This is a genomic window from Microbulbifer maximicatervae (SeqCode) (assembly GCF_052466985.1).
This window is the reverse complement of sequence record NZ_CP174298.1, coordinates 3,941,556-3,960,332: the sequence shown is the minus strand read 5'-3', so window position 1 is coordinate 3,960,332 and position 18,777 is coordinate 3,941,556. Positions and strand designations below refer to the sequence as shown.

Here is an 18,777-nt window from a genome sequence, read left to right as displayed (position 1 = left end):
TCCTGCCTAAAGTTGTGCTATGACCACTAGAATTGCCATCAATGGCTACGGCCGTATCGGCCGCTCCGTTTTACGCGCACTCTATGAGTCTGGCGCCCGCGATAACTTACAAATAGTCGCCATCAATGAACTGGCTGACTGCGACACCATTGCACACCTTACAAAATACGATTCTGTCCACGGCCGCTTCTCAGGCGAAGTTTCCGTGCATAAAGATGTCCTTGTGGTTAACGGAGATTCTATTGCCGTAACTCATTGCGAGCGGTTAGAAGATCTGGATTGGCGACGGGATCAAGTAGATATCGTACTGGAATGCACCGGCAGCTTTAAGCAGCGACAAGGCGCGGAGTTGCACCTTGCCGCAGGAGCCAAGAAAGTATTGTTTTCCCAACCCGCCAGCCGGGATGTCGATGCCACGATTGTTTACGGAGTGAACGACCATATTTTGACGGGCAAGGAACGGGTAATTTCGGCAGCCTCCTGCACGACTAATTGCAGTGTTCCAGTTATCGCCGCCCTGGATAAAGCCTTCGGCATTGAGGCCGGGGTCATTACCACTATTCACTCTGCGATGAACGATCAACCGGTAAGTGATGCCTATCACCATACTGATTTGAGAAAAACGCGTTCAGCGATAACCTCTGTTATCCCAGTTGATACGGCTTTGGCACGCGGTATTGAGAGAATACTACCCAATCTGGCAGGTAAATTTGAAGCCCAGGCCCTACGAGTTCCCACTGTCAATGTTTCTGCTATCGATTTATCAGTCTCACTACAAAAAGAAGTGAGACGGGAAGATATTAATGCCCTATTAAAATCAGCTTCTGAGTCTGAGTTTAATGGTGTACTTGGCTTCACCCAAGAACCCCTCGCATCCTGTGATTTTAATCACGACCCGCGTTCGGGGATTATTGATGCAGGCCAAACTCGTGTAGCAGGGAATCGCTTAGCCAAGATTTTGATTTGGTTTGATAATGAATGGGGATTTGCGAATCGGATGCTGGATGTGGCGAAGAAACTGTTTAAATAATACAGTTCTAAATAAGCAAAAAAACAGAATCAAGTGCAATAATTAAAACAAAAAAGTATCTGCTCTTTCATAATAAATAAAACAGTAACAATTGAGTTTCTCCGGTAATAATTATGGCTCTCCTTCTAGCTAGAGGTAACCATTAAGAATTACCATGCATACAAGCTTGTGCATCAAAAATAATTAACTTATTAGATGTATTATTTTCCCTTCTGTACTGAGTCGCCAGCCTCAACAAGCTCTGCTCTCTATCTTCCTTATCGAGCTCACCCAATCTTTCAGCTGCATTATAAAAGTCCTCCCAACCATTACTATCAATATAAAGCTGACGAAAAGCTGGAACCAAAGATTCATATTCTGCAGCCAAAGCTAAAGTAGCATTATTGGTTTTCTCTATATAAGCCTGGTAGCGCGCGGGGTAAGACCACTCTGCTGCCATACGCCAATAGCAACGCCTCAATCGACTCAGAATTTCCTCCTTTTCTTGGCGCTTTTCCGCGTCCGGCAAGTTGGATTGGTAAACTGGTTGAAGCTCTTTACGCGTCGCTGTCATTAACTGTCGTACCGCCAGTGCCTGAGCCTTAGTCTCCTCAGCAGAACTCGAGAGACCTTGGCTACGAAGCCAATCAGGTAGGGCAATTTCGGACACTGCTGTAGCAAAGCTCTCATTAAAGCGGGTATCACCCGGCACATAAACTCTTCTGTGGGCCAACTCATGAAATAAGAGTCCGGCTAGTCTCTCCGGTGTCCAATTCACAAAGCTTGATAACACAGGGTCATTAAACCAACCCAGGGTGCTGTAGGCCGGCACGGCTCCCAGGTAGACATCGTAACCCTGGTTCCGCAGGCTGTTTGCTTTGGCCATAGCCGCTGATTTGCGGAAGTAGCCCCTATAGCTAGCGCAACCAGCTATGGGGTAACACCACCGTTTGGGGCTCAGGGAAAACTCTGGTGCGGCCAAGACATTCCATATCGGGTACTCATCATCGAGCTGGACATAGGAGCTATAGGCTTGCCCCACTGGTAGTTTTAACTCCTGTGCTGCATAGGCACGGATTTCCTGAACGAGCTGTAATTGCTTCTGGAGTTGATCACTGGCATTGCCGTCTTGAACCAACTCTTCAATCGGCTGCCGGGCAGAGAGTATCCGCAATTGACCGCTTGCAGCCTGGAAGTAATAGCCCGCAGTCTCGCACCCGTAGAGCCCTAACAATACTAATACGAGCAGCCAAACTCTGGGGCGCGCTAAAAACCTAAGATCAGAAATACTGATATACACTCTTTTTCCTATTAGTATTTTTCTTAGAGAACCCCACCAGTCAAACGATTCCATGTGCAAAAGGTTATTCCATGTCACCAGTGGCAGCCGTCTTAACAGTATTTGCCCTGGTTTTAGGTGCTGTTGCCTGGTTGCGACTGCTATTTATTGGTTTTAGTCGCGACCCCTTGTCGGGGCTGATAGCACTATTTATGCCACCTTTGGCGCTTTTGCTGCTTCTGCCTGACAGGCGAGAAAATAACGATCTTTATTCTTTATGTGGCGCGTCCTTACTCTGCCTGCTAGCAGCCATGACCCTGCGTTGACCAATCCGTCATTCTTACAATAAGTCGATCCAGCTTGATTTAGGTCAAGAGATTTCCATTACAGCTCCCTAGACTGCATAGGTGAAGCATTAGCCTATTTGGAGAGAAAAATGGATGCTTTAATTGACCTGTTTACCAGCTTTTCTGGCCTTCTCAGCTTGGCCGTTATTGCCTTTATATTCCTGATGGCAGCGTTTTTCGTTCGCTTGGTTCGCAACAATGTTGAAAAAGCTGTTGCCGAGCAGGAACGCATCGCAGCACAAGCAACCGGTTCCAATAAATAGCTAGGCTTCCATCGTTGTTGTAAACAACCAAGCACAAGCTAGTTTAGCGTTTATCTCTCGATCTGGTATCTAATAGCGGGCTTTCTACAGCCGGTAGGGGGGTCAACCTCCCTGCAGTGAGGAAATAACCGTGTAATCAAGCTTCTTGTCATGGAAGAGGTGGAGTTGATGCTATTGAGAAGAGAGTGCGGCGTTGTACCCGTATAGCTAGCGCTCTCAGGTGAGTAATCCTATCGAGAGCGCAGCTGCAATACCTCAAGCACTGCTTGTGAAGCTAACCGCTGAAAGCCCAGTGGTGACTTTTTTATACCTCAGGTAGCAGGCTTATCTTTGGGTGAAGACTTCATCCAACGCCCAAATAAAATGCCAATCTCAAACAATAGCCACATGGGGAAGGCCAATAAGGATTGGGAAATTATATCTGGCGGTGTCAGTAGCATCCCAATTAAAAAGCATCCCACAATCACATAAGGACGCTTACTTGCCAGGGTCTTGGCATCCACTACCCCACTCCAGATCAGTAGGACTGTCGCGATAGGGATTTCAAAAGCAAAACCAAAAGCAAAGAAAAGCTTCAGCACCAGATCCAGATAACTGCGCATATCTGGCATTACCTTAATATCTTCTGGAGCAGTTCCAACAAAGAAATCAAACAGAAGGGGAAAGACCACAAAATACGCAAATGCAATGCCGATATAAAAAAGTGCGACGCTACTAATTAATAATGGAATAGCAATACGTTTTTCATTTTTATATAACCCCGGGGCAATAAATGACCAAACTTGGTAAAGCACAAAAGGGATTGCAATAAAAAAAGAAACTATAAAGGTCGTTTTGAACGGAGTAAGGAACGTGGAAGTCACCTCTGTAGCGATCATTCCAACATCACCCGCCAAACGCTCCTGTAGAGGGTGGGCAATAAAATTATAAATTTCAGACGCAAATGGCATCAAGCAGACAAATAAGACCAATACGACTAAGAGGATTCGCAATAGGCGATCACGCAGTTCGATCAGGTGGTCGATAAAAGGCTGATGTTTATCTTGGGACTGATCGCTCATGACTGGCTATCTTTTTCCTGTTGCGATGTTTTCTTCTCGCCTTGTTTTTCTTCTTCATCTTCATCGATGTTTTCAGGATGGTCCGGGTTTAAATCCGGGTCCCCAAAATCATGCCAATGCTCCGGGTATTCCGGATCCTGTAACTCCTCGGCAGTTTCATCCTGTTCTGGCAAATAATCCTCCTGCTCCGCACGAGGATGAGCAGGTTCTTCTATCGCCTTTTCAGGCTTTGGTGCCTCAGGATGATTTACTCCAGCTGCCTGTTTTTCTACTGGTGTCCCTGCAACTTGTGGTTTTTCAGGCTGATTAAGCGCGTCGTGAACTTCCTTATTGGCTTCGCTAAAGGTTTGCTCCATCTCACGACGACTCTCCTCAATCTCACGCATAATGCGCTCGTTGTGAAGTTCACGCCGTATATCATCGGCTCCAACCTCTCGCTCCAATTCTTCGCGAGCACTATGTAAGGTCCGCTTCAAACCGGACCACCAGCGGGAAGTGGTACGCACCGCATCGGGCAGTCGCTCAGGGCCAACCACCAACAGGGCCACGGCAGCAACTACCAATAGTTCTAAAAAGCCGATATCAAACACAGAGTGACACTCGCCTTAGTCGTTGCCGATTATTTGTCCTGAGACTGTTTATCTTTATTTTTGACAGTACTGTCTTGGCCTGGCTTCTCTTCCTCGTCGTGCTTGAGGCGCTCGACATCTTTGTCTTCATCAGCATCCTTGGATTTGTCTTCATCCTTAACCGCTTTGCGGAAACCCTTAATTGCGCCACCCAGATCGCCTCCGAGGTTTTTCAAACGCTTGGTTCCGAACAGTAGCAAGACTATGACCAGGACAATCAACAACTGCCAGATACTAATTCCACCGAATCCCATAATTGTCTCCATTACATTCAATAGGATGGCTTGAGTTTCTTACCGGGCACTCCCGCCATCAGGGGTGGTGCCACAAGTGATTCAAATTTTACTTAGTTCGCGCCGCTTTCTCTTCCAGGCCAGAAAGACCAAATCGGCGCCCAAGCTCTCGAACCACGTCCTGAGAATCAGCGCCCAAGTGAGATAGCATGACCAGCGAGTGAAACCATAGGTCCGCTGTCTCGGCAACCAGGTCTCGATTATCGCCACTACTCTGTGCGTCTTTTGCTGCAAGAATAGCTTCAGTGGCTTCTTCACCGACTTTTTCCAAAATCTTGTTCAGGCCTTTGCTATGTAGACTGGCCACATAGGATTCAGAAGCATCACTGCTATTTTTACGGCTTTCCAACACCGCATCGAGCTGTTGCAGCACATCTTTCATAATTGTTTCACTTATAAATGGACTTCGGGTCCTGAATCACCGGCTGATTCACCTGCCACTCTTCATCTTGAAGGAGGTGATAGAAACAACTACTGCGTCCGGTATGACAGGCGATTCCACCTTCCTGCTCGACCAACATTAATACGGTGTCCCCGTCACAATCCAGGCGCAATTCACGCACCTTCTGCAGAAAGCCGGAGGTTTCTCCTTTGCGCCACAGGCCCTTGCGGGATCGGGACCAATAGACTGCGTAACCCTCACTGGCAGTGAGCGCCAGCGATTCCCGGTTCATCCAGGCCATCATCAACACCCGCCCGGTTTTGAAATCCTGGGCAATCGCAGGAACCAGGCCATCACTGTTCCAGCTGACTTTATCGAGAAAACCGGCCTTTGCTTGAATTTGAGTCAATGTCTAACAATCCTTAGAAGTTCCAGTGTAGGCCGAAGCGCCCTAGGGCCACAGCAGTAGCACTAGTGCAGCAACGCCCAGTACCCAACCAGTCGGCGGCAACTGAGCCAGCCATTCCGGTTTACTGACGGCGATGGCGCCAACGCCCAACACAACTCCGGCAACCCGCCGAATATATTGGCGCAAGCCTCGGCGTTGCGAGCCCGCCAACTGCTCGCCAATTACCTCTAACTGGGGCGCCAGTTCCCGCGACTGCTCCAGAGCTGAGTACACCAGCTGTGGCATCTGCGGGAATTTCTCAAGCCACTCCGGACCGTAGCGCTTTATCTCACCCACAATTGTTTTGGGGTGGATTCGATCGCGCATCCAGCGCTCTAAAAATGGATGAGCAGTCTTCCACAGATCCAGCTGCGGATAAAGCTGTCGACCCAAACCTTCGATATTCAACAGGGTCTTTTGTAACAGTACCAGCTGCGGCTGTACCGCCATATCGAATCGGCGCGCAGTCTGGAACAGACTGATCAACACCCGAGCGAAGGAAATCTCTCCCAGGGGTTTTTCAAAAATGGGCTCACAGACCGAGCGAATAGCGGACTCAAAGGCATTGATCGGCGTGTCGGAGCGAACCCAACCACTTTGCACGTGCAGCTCCGCCACCATACGGTAATCGCGGCGGAACATCGCCAGGAGATTGCGCGCCAAATAGTACTGGTCTTCCCGTGTCAGGCTACCGACGATTGCGGTATCAATCGCAATATATTGCGGGCGTTGCGGGTGCTCCCTGGAAACGAAAATGTTGCCCGGGTGCATATCCGCATGGAAGAAGTTGTACTCGAATACCTGCTTAAAGAAGATCTCAACACCGCGCTCAGCTAGCAGCTGCATATTGGTGTCCTGGGCGCGAAGCTGGGCCAGGTCGGTGACGGGGATACCGTCGATACGCTCCAACACCAGGACATTTTCGCGGGTGTAATCCCAGTGCACTTCGGGGATATACAACAGCGGGGAGTTGGTAAAGTTGCGGCGGAGCTGGGTGCCGTTGGCCGCTTCACGAGTTAGGTCCAATTCACCTTCAATCGTGTGCCGATAGTCCTCAACCACCTCCACCGGGCGCATGCGGCGCCCTTCGGGCACAAAGCGTTCAATTCCACGAGCGATCACCCCCAGGAGCTTCAAGTCTTCCTGGATTACCTCATCAATGCCCGGGCGCAGTACTTTGACGACTACCGATTCGCCGCTCTTTAATTCAGCCGCATGCACCTGTGCAACTGAAGCCGCTGCCAGTGGCTGCTGATCAAATTTGGCGAAGACCTCATCCACCTTGGCACCAAGGGCTTCTTCGATCAGAGCCGTGCACTGGTCACTGGGGAAGGGCGGCACCTTGTCCTGTAAATAATCTAATTGCTCGACAATATCTGGCGGTAGCAGGTCGGGACGAGTGGAGAGAAGTTGGCCAAATTTAACGAAAATGGGGCCCAGCTCTTCCAAGGCTCGGCGCAGCCTTTCGCCCCGTGGCATCTGGGACTGCGGCAGCAACTTCACCGGAAGTAGCAACCCCCGCAACCACAGTGGGCGCTCCTCGGCTGGCAATAATTGATCGAGACGATAGCGCAGAAAAACCCGCGTGATTGTAAGACTTCGACGAACTGGCAAAACTACTCGGCCTCCCTGCGGGAAAATTGTTCTTCCAGCAAGCGTACGCGCGCCTCGAGCCGTTCAGCAGCTAGAGAGGCCTCGGCCAGGTCTTCGACAAATGCTTCGAACTGGGCCTGGGGCGGGGTCAGCTGCCACTCCTCACTGATAGCCTCCGCCGCCACTTCAGGCGCTCGATTCAGGTTGCCTCCCAACCAGCGGGCAGCATCGCGCAGGACATTGCCAATTGAGTGGGCGGGAATATCGCCAACCACTTGCGCCAGCGGCGCTTCCCAATCGATATCCAGGTCACTCAAGATCCATTGCAGTTCTGCCAGCAGGGCACTGGAGCCGTTCACTGACACCCCCAGTCCGGCTGGAGTTGCATCCGGGTCTTTGATCAGGCGTACAAAAGACAGCGCTGAGCCGCTCAATTGGGTGGTAACTTCCCCCTCCCAGTGCTGGCGCACCCGCACCTGGTCACCCTCGATACACAGGCAAAACTGTAGTTGCGGGGCGGTTAAATCCAGCGCCATGGTCTTTCCATCCAGTGCGGAAAGGCGCTCGCGTGTCGCCGGGTCATACTGGAGGGCAGCATTAATTGTGGTTTCCAGCGCAGCATCAAAGCCCGCGCGAAAAGTGGGGTCGCTCATGGCGGTTTACGGCCTCGTGCCTGCGCTCAAAGAAAAAATAGGCTTATGCAGTTTCTTAGGGCTTGATGCCCCGGTGCAAAGCGACAATTCCGCCGGTCATGTTGTGGAATTCACAATCGACAAAACCGGCATCCGCCATCATCCCCTTGAGGGTTTCCTGATCTGGATGCATGCGGATACTCTCCGCCAGGTAGCGATAGCTGTCCGCATCATTGGCAACCAGCTTGCCCATAAATGGCAACAGGCGGAAAGAGTACTGATCGTAGACTTTCTCCAACAGCTTCGACTGGGGCTTGGAAAACTCCAGCACTAACAATCGGCCACCGGGTTTCAACACGCGCAACATGGAGCGCAGTGCCAGGTCCTTATCGGTGACATTGCGCAGGCCGAAAGCGATCGTGATGCAATCAAAGGTATTGTCCGGGAATGGCAGGTACTGGGCATCCGCCTGCACCGGCACCACGTTGCCGGCGATTCCCCGGTCGAGCAGGCGATCGCGACCCACTCGCAACATCGATTCGTTGATATCCGCCAATACTACCTGGCCGCTGGCACCCACAATGCGGGAGAAGCGCGCGGTGAGGTCACCGGTACCCCCGGCGATATCGAGAATACTTTGGCCCCGTCGGGCCCCGGACAATTCGATGGTGAAGCGCTTCCAGAGGCGGTGAACACCTCCAGACATCAAGTCGTTCATTACATCGTAACGGGCTGCTACAGAGTGGAACACTTCTGCCACACGACCGGCCTTTTCTTCCACCGGCACTTCCTGGTAGCCGAAGTGGGTGGTCTTGCGATCCTTCATGCTATGCCTGCTGAGCGAAAACTTTAAAAGGCCATTGTACATTGCCGGAGCCAGTGGGGCACCGCTTGAAATCAAGCAGAGCGGAAACCACTAAAATTTAGTGGGATCACCCGGGACTGTTCTATGAGCTATCAATTCCAATGTGACTCTCCTTTTCCCGAGCAAATCAAATCTATCGCCCAGGCAGAAGTAACGGCGGCAAACGGATACTTGCTCCGCAACGGAGGAGAAACTGCTGTCCACGAACTGCGCAAACGCTGCAAGAAAATTCGCGCGCTACTGCGCCTGGTCCGCCCACAAATCAGTAGCACTTTTCAGCGTGAAAATACCCACTACAGAAAATTGGCAAACACTCTCGCCCACACCCGCGACCTCACAGCACTGCGCATCGCTTTACTGGGATTGGCACCGCCACATCACTTTCACCGGTTACACCATCTCCTCGACGAACTGATCCAGGCAGAGCAAAACCACTCAGCGGTTCAAGCGGCATTGAAACTCCTCGATAAAGGTCAAATAAGAATTCCATCGTGGCCGCTTGAACAACTCGGCTGGCATGATGCGGAAGCCGGTTACCTGCGCGGCTACCGAAAAGCCGCAAGCGCATGGCGTAAAGTACGCAGGCACAAAAATGCAAACCGCCTGCATCTATTGCGTAAAAGAGCCAAGGATCACTGGTACCAGAGCCGCTTATTGAGGAAGCGTTATCCGCTCACTGTGGGCGAGCGCTGTAAGTCACTAAAGGAGTTGGGAGAAGTTCTGGGTGACTGGCGTGATCTCCATTTGCTGGCACGGCTGGTAATCACTCAGGGAGACAAGCTGCAAAGTGAGTTTGGCACGGTGCTAAAAATTATCCGGCACCGACAAAGCCTACTACTGAAAAAGACCGAAGCACTCTGTGAGGCGCTCTTCTCCAAGCCTCAATTCAAGATCTGACCGGGGAAAGTGATAGTGTGGATGAACATGCCATCCACACCGACAGCTGATGGGATTACTGTTCCAATAATCCGCCAGCGCGCGCCATTACGTGAAACAGGAAGTTTTGTTCGTTGGTGCCGCTCACCAGGTGCGCACCCGGTCCGCGCGCCCAAACACCCACATCCTCACCCGCGTGGGATTCACTGCTCATGGGAATCAGGGCATCCTGCTGGTAATCCAGGGCAGCAGTATCTGTGCTCACCAGGCTCGGACGCGCTCCGCTATCACCGGCACTGTAGCCCGGGCCATTGGCATAGCTCAGAGTCGTGTAGGGCAGGCCATCTTCCGCCAGAGCATGGGAAGTTTCCGCTTCACCATGGCCGTCATTGCCAATCACTTTTCCGAGAATCGGGTTACCGCGAGTGGGGTAGCCGGCGATAGTCATCACGTGGCTGTGGTCCGCAGTAACAACAATCAGGGTGTCTTCTGCACTGGTATTATCCATGGCGTACTGAATCGCTTCGGCAAATTCCACCGCATCGGTCAGCGCACGATAGGCGTTGCCGGCGTGATGACCGTGGTCGATACGACCGGATTCCACCATCAGGAAGTAGCCGTCCTCATTTTTCTGCAGCATCTCGAGACCTTTAGCGGTCATCTCTGACAGGGAGGGCTCACCGGCTTTATCGTCCTCGCGAACAGCCTCGAATTCCATATGTGAGGAATTAAACAGGCCAAATAGCTTGTCGGTTGCGGAGGCATCTACGGCTTCAAAAGCGGTAGTGTCTTCAACGTAAGCAATATTATTTACACCGTCGTCGTAACGGGCCTTCCATTCATCCACCAGATTGCGCCCATCTTCACGGCGCCCCGCTTCACCTTCGATATCGGAAATATCACTGGGCAGGAAGTTGCGACGGCCACCGCCCATCACCACATCGATACCATCGCCGGCTTCAAATTCTATCAGTTGAGCAGCGATATCGGTGCAGCCATCCGGGGCTTCTTCTTCCCAGCCGCGCTCAGGTACCTTGGCATAAGTAGCCGCCGGAGTGGCGTGGGTGATACGCGCGGTGCTGATAATACCGGTGCTCTTGCCCAGGTCTTCAGCCAGCTCAATTGCCGTCGTCAGCGGATACTCGAGGCTGGTAGCACAATCGCCGCGCGCAACATTTTCGGCAACACTCAATACACCGGCCTTGGTTTTAACACCGGTAACCAGCGCAGTCATGGTGCCGGCAGAATCCGGGGTTTGCTGGTTGGTGTTGTAGGTTTTGACCAGACCGGTAAACGGCATCTTCTCAAAGCTCAGCTGGTATTCCTCACCATCGAGGCCCTGCTGCTGACCTGCCAGGATACGGGCGGCGGTCACTGTGGAGATGCCCATACCATCGCCAACGAACAGGATAATGTTCTTGGCGGCACCGGGGGTGTTGTTGATTTCTACAGCGCTCGCTTCTTCGATCGCCTGCTGGGCTTCCTGGAACCAGCTACTGTTGCTCTGAGCAGAGGAAACACCGACATGCTCCTCTTCGGGTAATTCCACTACGTCGTCAGAGTTTGAGTTATCGTCGCTACAGGCGGTGGCCAGTAGGGCGACAGAGAAAGCCAGTACTGTTTTCTTAAAATGTCTCATGGTGAATTACCCCCAGTTATTCTTCTGTCAGCGACAGGTCGGTCGCAGCAGTCATCACGTGGAAGACTGCACTCTGCTCCAGGCTACCTTGTACCCGCTCGGCGCCGGCGCCGATAGCGTGCAAGCTGATATCCTCGCCCGCATGGCTCTCAGACTCCAGGTGCACCATTGCTTCCTGGTGGAAGCCCGGCGCTTCGGTATCCACGCCGGAGAGATCCTTGCGTCCGGTATCGGCGGCGATATCGTAGCGCTCATCCGCGTCGGTATTTTCACCTAAATCGGCAAAACCCAGGCCATTGGCATAGCTCAGGGTGGTGTAAGGTTTACCGTCCGCAGCGAGACCTTCTTCCGCTTCTGCGGCACCGCTGCTGTCATTCTCAACCACTTTACCGAGTATCGGGTTACCGCGAGTCGGATAGCCGGCGATAGTCATCACATGGCTGTGATCGGCGGTCACCAGGATCAAGGTGTCTTCAAGATCCACTTTATCCAAAGCAACCTGTACCGCATCCGCAAAGGCGATGGCATCGTGCAAGGCGTTGTAGGCATTACCGGCGTGGTGGCCGTGGTCGATACGCCCGGACTCTACCATCAGGAAGTAGCCATCGCTGTCTTTTTCCAACAGCTCGATGGCGGTATCAGTCATCTCGGCAATGCTCGGCTCATCGCTGTCCTTGGCGATGCGGTCCGCATCGTAACTCATGTGGCTGCTGGTGAAGAGCCCCAATAACTTATCGGTGGAGGCAATATCGACGCCTTCCAGCTCGGAGCCACTCTCCACGTACACAGCAGTCTGCTCGCCGTCATAGCGCTCCAGCCATTCACTGGTCAGGTCGCGGCCGTCTTCACGTCTACCGTCGTTGTCGGTGGTAACAAAGTTGCGGCGGCCACCACCGAGCATGACATCGATACCGTCGCCGGCAGACATCTCAACCATCTGCGAGGCGATATCGGAACAATCACCCTCGGCGGAATACTCCCAGTTGCGCTCCGGGCTGCGCGAGTAAGTGGCTGCAGGCGTGGCGTGGGTCAGACGCGCGGTGGAAACAATGCCGGTGGCCTTGCCACGGCTCTCCACCATTTCCAGGAAGGTATTTAATTCCTTACCCTCAGTGCTGGCGCAATTAGCTCGCAGTGCATCGCCATCGATATTAATTACACCGGCGCGGGTTTTTACACCGGTCATCATGGCGGTCATGGTACCGGCAGAGTCCGGGGTCTGCTGATTGGTGTTGTAGGTTTTGATCAGTGCGGTATACGGAAACTCTTCAAAAGAGAGTGCATTTTCTTCGCCGCTCTCACCGACTAGCTGGCCTTCAAGAATACGGGCAGCGGTTAAAGTGGAAATGCCCATTCCATCGCCGACGAACAGAATTACATTCTTCGCAGTTTTTGCCTCGCGGGAAAGCGAAGCGCGCTCTTCCAATCGGTCAGCACTTTCCGTGTACCATGCACTATTGATTTGGTAGTCGGGCAGGGTTGCCGCTGAAACAGCGGAAGCGAGAGGAATCAGACAAAAGGCGCTCAGTGCGCGGACAATTGTTTTTGCCATGGGGGCCTCCGAAACTCGTTAATTTGGCGAGCATTAGAGTTCCAAAATGTGACAAAAGAATTACGCGCCGGTTACGTTGTTAATATCTTTGCTCTGAAAATCAATGAATATCAAAGAACTACCTAGAAGCGACAATATTTGGCAAAGACGTACCAAAAATTAATTATTTCGGTAATAAATTATTGAGAAGAGTGGAGGGATATTAAGAGAGAGAAGCGTGGAACCGCCCCCTGGGGAGCGGTTGTCATTACCGATTAATTTGCCACTAGCCGATAAACTTCACCACACTCTCATCCGGGTCGCGGCCCTGGCCGGCATCGCGCAGGCGCTGTAAGTAAGCCTCCCAGTTGGACGAATAGTTTTCAGCTAGTTCGTGCAAATACTCCCAGGTATAAATACCGGTGTCGTGGCCATCGTCGAAATCGATTTTTAGCGCATAGCGGCCAGCCGCCTCCACCGTATCGATACCCACATGCATTTTGCCACTGACCAGCACCGGTTCGCTGGCACCGTGGCCACGCACTTCGGCGCTGGGGGAGTAGACGCGCAGGTACTCTGCCGGCAAGGTAAATTCAGCATCGCCAAATACCAGATGCAGGCTTTTCTCTGCGCGATTTAATCGGATTTTTTGCGGTTTCATTATATTTACAAAATAAAACGCGACAGGTCTTCGTTCTGGCTCAACTCGCCCAGATGGCTGTCAACATAGGCGGCATCAATGTTCAGCGAAGTATTGCCATCGCCCGCATCAAAGGAAATTTCCTCCAGCAAGCGCTCCAATACCGTGTGCAGACGGCGTGCACCGATATTCTCGGTGCGCTCATTCACCTCGAAAGCCACTTCCGCGATGCGGCGAATACCGTCTTCACTAAATTGCAGTTCCAGCCCCTCAGTGGCCAGCAATGCTTTTTGCTGCTCGGTAAGGGAAGCGGACGGCTCGGTGAGGATGCGCTCGAAATCTGCGGAGCTCAGCGAATTCAATTCCACGCGAATGGGCAGGCGACCCTGCAACTCGGGAATCAGGTCCGAGGGCTTGGAAAGGTGGAAGGCGCCGGAGGCAATAAACAGGATGTGATCGGTTTTGATCATGCCGTACTTGGTGTTAACCGTGCTGCCTTCAATCAGTGGCAGCAGATCGCGCTGTACCCCTTCGCGGGAAACATCGGCACCGCCGCTCTCCTGACGCTTGGCAACCTTATCGATTTCGTCGATAAATACGATGCCATTCTGCTCAGCAGCGCGGATCGCACGGGTCTTAACATCTTCGTCGTTGACCAGCTTGGCCGCTTCCTCGTCGGTAAGCTGCTTGAGGGCCTGTTTCACCGGCAGCTTGCTCTTGCGGGTCTTGCCCTGGGACATATTCGAGAACATGCCCTGGAGCTGGTTAGTCATTTCCTCCATACCGGGAGGGGCCATAATCTCAACGCCCATGGGCGCAGCGGCCAGATCCACCTCAACCTCTTTGTCATCGAGATCACCTTCGCGCAACTTCTTGCGGAATAACTGGCGAGTGCTGGAATCCTTATCGGTGGGCTCGGTGGAGCGCGCCGGCGGCAGCAGGGCATCGAGGATGCGCTCTTCTGCGGCGTCCATGGCGCGCTGCTCAACACCAGCCATGGCCTGCTCGCGTTCCTGCTTCACTGCCATCTCGACAAGATCGCGGACAATCGACTCTACATCCCGACCGACATAGCCCACTTCGGTAAATTTAGTCGCCTCTACCTTGATAAAGGGCGCGTTCGCCAGTTTGGCCAGGCGGCGGGCAATTTCCGTCTTGCCCACGCCGGTAGGGCCGATCATCAAAATATTTTTCGGCGTGATCTCGGCGCGCAGGTCTTCACTAACCTGCATACGGCGCCAGCGGTTGCGCAGCGCAATGGCTACCGCACGCTTGGCCTCCTGCTGGCCGACAATATGGCGGTCGAGTTCGTGGACAATTTCTCTGGGTGTCATCTGGGACATACAAATTCCTGCAAAAATTCTTGCGGGGGCTTAAACAGCCCGCCAGCCGGTCACTCTAGGGTGTACCCGGTAATCAATAAGCCAGTTCTTCGATGGTGTGGTTCTGGTTGGTGTAAACACAGATATCACCGGCGATCTTCAGTCCCTGCTCCACAATAGAGCGGGCATCCATATCGGTATTGTCCAGCAGCGCACGGGCTGCCGACTGGGCGAAGGGGCCACCGGAACCGATAGCAATCAGGTCGTCTTCCGGCTGAATCACGTCGCCATTACCGGTCACAATCAAACTGGCAGTGGAATCGGCAACCGCCAGCAGGGCCTCCAAGCGGCGCAGGGCGCGGTCGGTACGCCAATCTTTGGCCAACTCCACAGCGGCGCGGGTCAGCTGGCCACCGTGGGCCTCAAGCTTGGCTTCAAAACGTTCGAACAGGGTGAAAGCGTCTGCAGTACCACCGGCAAAACCGGCAATAACCTTATCTTTGTACAGGCGACGCACCTTGCGCGCATTGCCTTTCATAACGGTGTTGCCCATGGACACCTGGCCGTCGCCGCCAATCACAACTTTGCCGTTGCGGCGACAGGATAAAATAGTAGTTCCGCGATACTGTTCCAATGGAGACCTCTCGGATTGCGCGTGTACTCTGGCAGCGGGCATCGAAGTGCCCGCGCCGGGGAATTGTCTTCAGACTAGGTAAGTGAGGACGGTACGCGCCGATTTCAATAAGAGAGGTCACAATTACTGAGTGGGGCAACACACCTTAATAAACGGAATTGATGGTCACTGGGTCGCCGGGCGTTTTAGCACCAGCGGCATCAGGCGATGCTCAGCCAGTGTCTGGCGCGCTTTGGCCATCCGGGAGCGGTTGCTGTAAGGGCCCACCAATACCCGGTGCCAGGTACCCCGGCTATCGGTGGCCGATTCCACTTTGACATCCAGGTTGGCCAGGGTCAGCTCAACGCGCAAGCGCTCCGCTTCAGAGGCATCGCGAAACGATGCCGCCTGCAGGATATATACCTGTGCCGGGGTGCTGCGATCGGGTTCCGATGAGCTACTGTTCTGGGAACTGTTGGTGGAGTCACTGCGGCGCGCCGGTTGTGCCACTTTGGGCGGGGGTACCGTGACTTCGTTTTCTTTTAATTTTGTATAAAAATCAAAACGCGGTTGAGGCGATGTTTCCTCTCGCTGCTGCACCGCCTTTGGCTTAATGCTGCTTATTCCCCGGCTGTCCTTGTCCATGCCCTGAAGAAACAGTACGGCCACCGCAAAGCCACCGACAAAATTCCCCAGGACAAACCAAACCCATGCGGGTTTGCCTGCGGCTTTTTTACTGCGGCGATTACTGGTGCGACGGCTCATCGAAAATTTCTTCCCTGCAAGGTTTTAGCGGTTTGTGAATTGTACCGCCAATTTAGTGCCAGGCGCGTAACCCAGCGCATATTCACGATAATTCCTGCGCATCCATATCCACGGCCCAGCGCAGGCGGCGATTTTTATTGCCCTCCGCCCAGGCACACACTCGCGCCAGCAACGGCTGTAGGTGGGCTCGGTTTTGTGCGGTGACCTGAATATAAAATCGGAAGCGCCCGGATTTGCGTTCCAGTAGTGCCGGCACCGGCCCCAGATATTGGATCTGGGGCGATGGGGGTGCCAGGGACTGCATAAAGAGTCGCGCATTTTGTAGAAACTCTTCGGCCCAACCGGGCTCTTCACACTCCGCCCTCACCAGTGCCATAGCACTCGCGGGAGGCAACTGTGCAACCGTGCGATCCCTCAGCAACTGGCGCGCAAAAGCGCCATAGCCTTTTTCCAGCAACAATTGTAAAAGCGGGTGCTCGGGGAAGCGGCTCTGAACCAATACCCGCCCACTGAGACTGCCGCGCCCCGCACGACCCGCCACCTGTTCCAATAACTGGCCGGTACGCTCTGGCGCGCGGAAATCTGCGCTAAACAGGCCGCCATCGGCATCCTGGATCACTACCAAAGTGACCTTGGGCAAATGGTGCCCCTTGGCCAGCATCTGGGTTCCTAACAACAGGCAGGGCTCGCCCTCTCGCGCCGGTGCTAACAATTTATCCAGCGCCTGTTTGCTCGCCGTGGTATCCCGGTCCACACGTATCACTGGGTAGTCCGCAAAGCGACGGGCCAACAGTTCCTCGCTGCGTTCCGTGCCGGCACCCAGGGCCGAGATCGAACGGCTGTGACATTGTGGACAGCTATCAACCAGCGGGCGGCGGTAATCGCAGTGATGGCAGCGCAACTGGCGTTGCCGCCGGTGCATAGTCAGCTTGCTCGAGCAGTGCGGGCAATCCGCCAGCCAGCCGCAATCATCACAAGTCAGCGCGGGGGCAAAGCCGCGCCGGTTGATAAACACCAGGGCCTGCTCACCTCGCGCTAGGGTATCGCCGATATGGCGCAGCACCTGGGGAGAAAATCCCTCTTCCAAAGGCTCCCGCAGTGTCGGTACTACGTGAATTTGCGGCGGCTTGGCATCACCGGCGCGATAGCGCATACGCAGGTGTTGATAGCGCCCATTCAGAGCGTTGTGCAAGGTTTCCAGAGAGGGCGTGGCCGAACCCAAAACCACCGGCACATTATTATTGCGCCCCAAAACCACGGCCAAGTCCCGGGCCGAATAGCGCACACCGTCCTGCTGTTTAAAAGAAGCATCGTGTTCTTCATCGACAATCACAACGCCGAGCCTGGGCAGGGGGGTCATAATGGCTGAACGGGTGCCGATCACAATATCTGCCTGCCCACCCGCTGCCGCCAACCAGGATTGAGCGCGCTCGCCGTCGGCCAAGCCAGAGTGCAGCGCTGCAATACTGTGCTTGGGAAATCGTGCGGCAATACGCCTCAGCGTTTGCGGCGTAAGTCCAATCTCCGGCACCAGTAACAATGCCTGGCGACCGCTATCCAGAACCCGCTGCATCAGGCGCAGATAAACTTCGGTCTTGCCACTGCCGGTGGTGCCCTCCAGTAATGAAGCAGAGAAGCCGCTGCAATCGATACTGTCGAGCACCTGTTGCTGTTCGCTATTCAGCTCCGGAGCCGGTGTACTCTCTGCTGCGGGTAGCGGCGCAGGTACGGTAGGGCCTGGAATCCACTCCACCAGGCCGCGATCCTGTAAGGCGCGAATCACGGGGGTATTGTGGCCGAGGGTCTTAAGATGGGTTCGGCTCTGCTTGCCATCACTCAACAGCAACTGGAACAGAGCCTGCTGCTTGGGGGCGCGTGCCAGTGCAGTTTTCGGTAAGCCCTTTCCCTCTGTCGTGAGCTGAAGCCACTGCTCCGCCCAATGATCAGACGGCTTACCTTTGCGCAGTGCCACGGGCAGGGCAGCGGCGTAGACCTCGCCGAGGGGCGCCTGGTAATAGTCGGCAATCCAGGACAGCAGCTTGCGGCTGCCATCACCAAACAGAACCTCCGAATCCACCAGTTCCAGCGCTGGCTTCAAACTGCTGTGCGGCGACTCCTGCACGATATCCAACAGTACTGCCACTAACTTGCGCCCGGCAAAGGGCACCCAGAGGCGCTGGCCGGGCCGCAATGACTCCGGCGAAAGTCCCTCCGGCGGCAAATAGTCAAACAAGCGCCTCAGGGGCACGGGCACTGCCAGCCTTAAAATGACTCTCTGTTGGACTGACTCCTGCACCTGGCCCCCACTCACTCAAGCAAAAGGCGCTAGTGTAATGGCAGATGTGGCAAGTTGCAGGGCTTCGTCGGGGATAATGACTGTTAAGGAGCCTCTGAATAACTCCTTAAGGCCGAATTGGCGACTTAGGCGTCACAGAGGAATTAGTGAGGTCAATTGTTATCAAAGCTGTTGTGCAATGCTAACAAGTGGCCATCCTCAGTTATTTCGCCACCCAATTGTGCTTGAACCGCGACATTAATCTGATAGTATGCGCCGACTTTTTAAACAGCCTGGAACCATACTGGTTCCTGC

General features: G+C 53.7%; 20 protein-coding genes. 4 read left to right on the top strand and 16 right to left on the bottom strand.

Going from position 1 to position 18,777, the window contains the following annotated elements:
* Nucleotides 1-19 precede the first annotated feature (19 nt).
* Nucleotides 20-1,030 carry a type I glyceraldehyde-3-phosphate dehydrogenase gene (gap, locus tag ACJJI3_RS17530; protein ID WP_444940409.1) on the top strand — a complete coding sequence of 337 codons (1,011 nt, stop codon included), beginning with the start codon at nucleotides 20-22 and terminating at the stop codon, nucleotides 1,028-1,030.
* A gap of 142 nt (nucleotides 1,031-1,172) precedes the next feature.
* Here gap and ACJJI3_RS17525 read toward each other — a convergent pair whose 3' ends face one another.
* Nucleotides 1,173-2,309, bottom strand: a complete 1,137-nt coding sequence (locus ACJJI3_RS17525) for an aminopeptidase (RefSeq protein ID WP_444940408.1) — start codon at nucleotides 2,307-2,309, stop codon at nucleotides 1,173-1,175.
* Nucleotides 2,310-2,380: 71 nt separating this feature from the next.
* Here ACJJI3_RS17525 and ACJJI3_RS17520 point away from each other — a divergent pair, with 71 nt between their 5' ends.
* Nucleotides 2,381-2,614, top strand: a complete 234-nt coding sequence (locus tag ACJJI3_RS17520) for a hypothetical protein (RefSeq protein ID WP_444906879.1) — start codon at nucleotides 2,381-2,383, stop codon at nucleotides 2,612-2,614.
* A gap of 110 nt (nucleotides 2,615-2,724) precedes the next feature.
* The gene (locus ACJJI3_RS17515) at nucleotides 2,725-2,898 is read left to right on the top strand and encodes a DUF3149 domain-containing protein (protein WP_282930681.1); all 174 of its coding nucleotides are present in this window, start codon (nucleotides 2,725-2,727) and stop codon (nucleotides 2,896-2,898) included.
* A gap of 311 nt (nucleotides 2,899-3,209) precedes the next feature.
* Here the strand turns inward: ACJJI3_RS17515 and tatC are convergent, their stop codons facing one another.
* The 8 genes from tatC to ubiE form a co-directional block, all read right to left on the bottom strand.
* Nucleotides 3,210-3,959, bottom strand: coding sequence for a twin-arginine translocase subunit TatC (tatC, locus tag ACJJI3_RS17510; RefSeq protein WP_413663789.1), 750 nt, complete (start codon nucleotides 3,957-3,959; stop codon nucleotides 3,210-3,212).
* Nucleotides 3,956-4,549, bottom strand: a complete 594-nt coding sequence (gene tatB, locus ACJJI3_RS17505) for a Sec-independent protein translocase protein TatB (RefSeq protein WP_282930679.1) — start codon at nucleotides 4,547-4,549, stop codon at nucleotides 3,956-3,958. Before tatB ends, tatC begins: the two co-directional genes overlap by 4 nt.
* A gap of 29 nt (nucleotides 4,550-4,578) precedes the next feature.
* The gene (gene tatA / locus ACJJI3_RS17500) at nucleotides 4,579-4,842 is read right to left on the bottom strand and encodes a Sec-independent protein translocase subunit TatA (protein ID WP_444892350.1); all 264 of its coding nucleotides are present in this window, start codon (nucleotides 4,840-4,842) and stop codon (nucleotides 4,579-4,581) included.
* Between the two features lie 88 nt (nucleotides 4,843-4,930).
* Entirely contained in the window at nucleotides 4,931-5,263 is a 333-nt protein-coding gene (locus tag ACJJI3_RS17495) for a phosphoribosyl-ATP diphosphatase (RefSeq protein WP_282930677.1), read from the bottom strand.
* A 7-nt stretch (nucleotides 5,264-5,270) separates the two neighbouring features.
* Nucleotides 5,271-5,663 carry a phosphoribosyl-AMP cyclohydrolase gene (gene hisI, locus ACJJI3_RS17490; protein ID WP_282934621.1) on the bottom strand — a complete coding sequence of 131 codons (393 nt, stop codon included), beginning with the start codon at nucleotides 5,661-5,663 and terminating at the stop codon, nucleotides 5,271-5,273.
* Between the two features lie 51 nt (nucleotides 5,664-5,714).
* Nucleotides 5,715-7,325: a ubiquinone biosynthesis regulatory protein kinase UbiB gene (ubiB, locus tag ACJJI3_RS17485; protein ID WP_444940407.1), complete on the bottom strand. Its 1,611-nt coding sequence runs from the start codon at nucleotides 7,323-7,325 to the stop codon at nucleotides 5,715-5,717.
* A gap of 2 nt (nucleotides 7,326-7,327) precedes the next feature.
* Nucleotides 7,328-7,957 carry a ubiquinone biosynthesis accessory factor UbiJ gene (locus ACJJI3_RS17480; protein ID WP_444940406.1) on the bottom strand — a complete coding sequence of 210 codons (630 nt, stop codon included), beginning with the start codon at nucleotides 7,955-7,957 and terminating at the stop codon, nucleotides 7,328-7,330.
* Nucleotides 7,958-8,012: 55 nt separating this feature from the next.
* Nucleotides 8,013-8,762, bottom strand: a complete 750-nt coding sequence (ubiE, locus tag ACJJI3_RS17475) for a bifunctional demethylmenaquinone methyltransferase/2-methoxy-6-polyprenyl-1,4-benzoquinol methylase UbiE (RefSeq protein WP_108734987.1) — start codon at nucleotides 8,760-8,762, stop codon at nucleotides 8,013-8,015.
* A 123-nt stretch (nucleotides 8,763-8,885) separates the two neighbouring features.
* Here ubiE and ACJJI3_RS17470 point away from each other — a divergent pair, with 123 nt between their 5' ends.
* Nucleotides 8,886-9,698, top strand: a complete 813-nt coding sequence (locus ACJJI3_RS17470) for a CHAD domain-containing protein (RefSeq protein ID WP_444940405.1) — start codon at nucleotides 8,886-8,888, stop codon at nucleotides 9,696-9,698.
* Between the two features lie 55 nt (nucleotides 9,699-9,753).
* Here ACJJI3_RS17470 and ACJJI3_RS17465 read toward each other — a convergent pair whose 3' ends face one another.
* From ACJJI3_RS17465 to ACJJI3_RS17435, 7 genes are all read right to left on the bottom strand, one after another.
* Nucleotides 9,754-11,316 carry an alkaline phosphatase gene (locus ACJJI3_RS17465; protein ID WP_444940404.1) on the bottom strand — a complete coding sequence of 521 codons (1,563 nt, stop codon included), beginning with the start codon at nucleotides 11,314-11,316 and terminating at the stop codon, nucleotides 9,754-9,756.
* A 16-nt stretch (nucleotides 11,317-11,332) separates the two neighbouring features.
* A complete protein-coding gene (locus ACJJI3_RS17460) occupies nucleotides 11,333-12,868 on the bottom strand; it encodes an alkaline phosphatase (RefSeq protein ID WP_444940403.1) in 1,536 nt (511 codons plus the stop codon).
* Nucleotides 12,869-13,133: 265 nt separating this feature from the next.
* A complete protein-coding gene (locus tag ACJJI3_RS17455) occupies nucleotides 13,134-13,508 on the bottom strand; it encodes a gamma-butyrobetaine hydroxylase family protein (protein WP_444940402.1) in 375 nt (124 codons plus the stop codon).
* A gap of 5 nt (nucleotides 13,509-13,513) precedes the next feature.
* Nucleotides 13,514-14,830: an ATP-dependent protease ATPase subunit HslU gene (gene hslU, locus ACJJI3_RS17450; protein WP_282930670.1), complete on the bottom strand. Its 1,317-nt coding sequence runs from the start codon at nucleotides 14,828-14,830 to the stop codon at nucleotides 13,514-13,516.
* A 73-nt stretch (nucleotides 14,831-14,903) separates the two neighbouring features.
* Nucleotides 14,904-15,443, bottom strand: a complete 540-nt coding sequence (gene hslV / locus ACJJI3_RS17445) for an ATP-dependent protease subunit HslV (RefSeq protein WP_108734993.1) — start codon at nucleotides 15,441-15,443, stop codon at nucleotides 14,904-14,906.
* Between the two features lie 165 nt (nucleotides 15,444-15,608).
* Entirely contained in the window at nucleotides 15,609-16,187 is a 579-nt protein-coding gene (locus tag ACJJI3_RS17440) for an SPOR domain-containing protein (protein WP_413663797.1), read from the bottom strand.
* A gap of 82 nt (nucleotides 16,188-16,269) precedes the next feature.
* Nucleotides 16,270-18,483 (bottom strand): primosomal protein N', encoded by a 2,214-nt coding sequence (locus tag ACJJI3_RS17435; protein ID WP_444940401.1) that lies wholly within the window; start codon nucleotides 18,481-18,483, stop codon nucleotides 16,270-16,272.
* Nucleotides 18,484-18,777 lie beyond the last annotated feature (294 nt).

What these genes read in the sequence shown, in the direction of transcription:
- tatC (WP_413663789.1), bottom strand. Translation starts at nt 3,959, where the DNA reads ATGAGCGATCAGTCCCAAGATAAACATCAGCCTTTTATCGACCACCTG.
- gap (WP_444940409.1), top strand. Translation starts at nt 20, where the DNA reads ATGACCACTAGAATTGCCATCAATGGCTACGGCCGTATCGGCCGCTCC.
- hslU (WP_282930670.1), bottom strand. Translation starts at nt 14,830, where the DNA reads ATGTCCCAGATGACACCCAGAGAAATTGTCCACGAACTCGACCGCCAT.
- ubiE (WP_108734987.1), bottom strand. Translation starts at nt 8,762, where the DNA reads ATGAAGGATCGCAAGACCACCCACTTCGGCTACCAGGAAGTGCCGGTG.
- tatA (WP_444892350.1), bottom strand. Translation starts at nt 4,842, where the DNA reads ATGGGATTCGGTGGAATTAGTATCTGGCAGTTGTTGATTGTCCTGGTC.
- ACJJI3_RS17460 (WP_444940403.1), bottom strand. Translation starts at nt 12,868, where the DNA reads ATGGCAAAAACAATTGTCCGCGCACTGAGCGCCTTTTGTCTGATTCCT.
- ACJJI3_RS17455 (WP_444940402.1), bottom strand. Translation starts at nt 13,508, where the DNA reads ATGAAACCGCAAAAAATCCGATTAAATCGCGCAGAGAAAAGCCTGCAT.
- ACJJI3_RS17470 (WP_444940405.1), top strand. Translation starts at nt 8,886, where the DNA reads ATGAGCTATCAATTCCAATGTGACTCTCCTTTTCCCGAGCAAATCAAA.
- ACJJI3_RS17480 (WP_444940406.1), bottom strand. Translation starts at nt 7,957, where the DNA reads ATGAGCGACCCCACTTTTCGCGCGGGCTTTGATGCTGCGCTGGAAACC.
- ACJJI3_RS17465 (WP_444940404.1), bottom strand. Translation starts at nt 11,316, where the DNA reads ATGAGACATTTTAAGAAAACAGTACTGGCTTTCTCTGTCGCCCTACTG.
- ACJJI3_RS17440 (WP_413663797.1), bottom strand. Translation starts at nt 16,187, where the DNA reads ATGAGCCGTCGCACCAGTAATCGCCGCAGTAAAAAAGCCGCAGGCAAA.
- ACJJI3_RS17520 (WP_444906879.1), top strand. Translation starts at nt 2,381, where the DNA reads ATGTCACCAGTGGCAGCCGTCTTAACAGTATTTGCCCTGGTTTTAGGT.
- ACJJI3_RS17495 (WP_282930677.1), bottom strand. Translation starts at nt 5,263, where the DNA reads ATGAAAGATGTGCTGCAACAGCTCGATGCGGTGTTGGAAAGCCGTAAA.
- ACJJI3_RS17515 (WP_282930681.1), top strand. Translation starts at nt 2,725, where the DNA reads ATGGATGCTTTAATTGACCTGTTTACCAGCTTTTCTGGCCTTCTCAGC.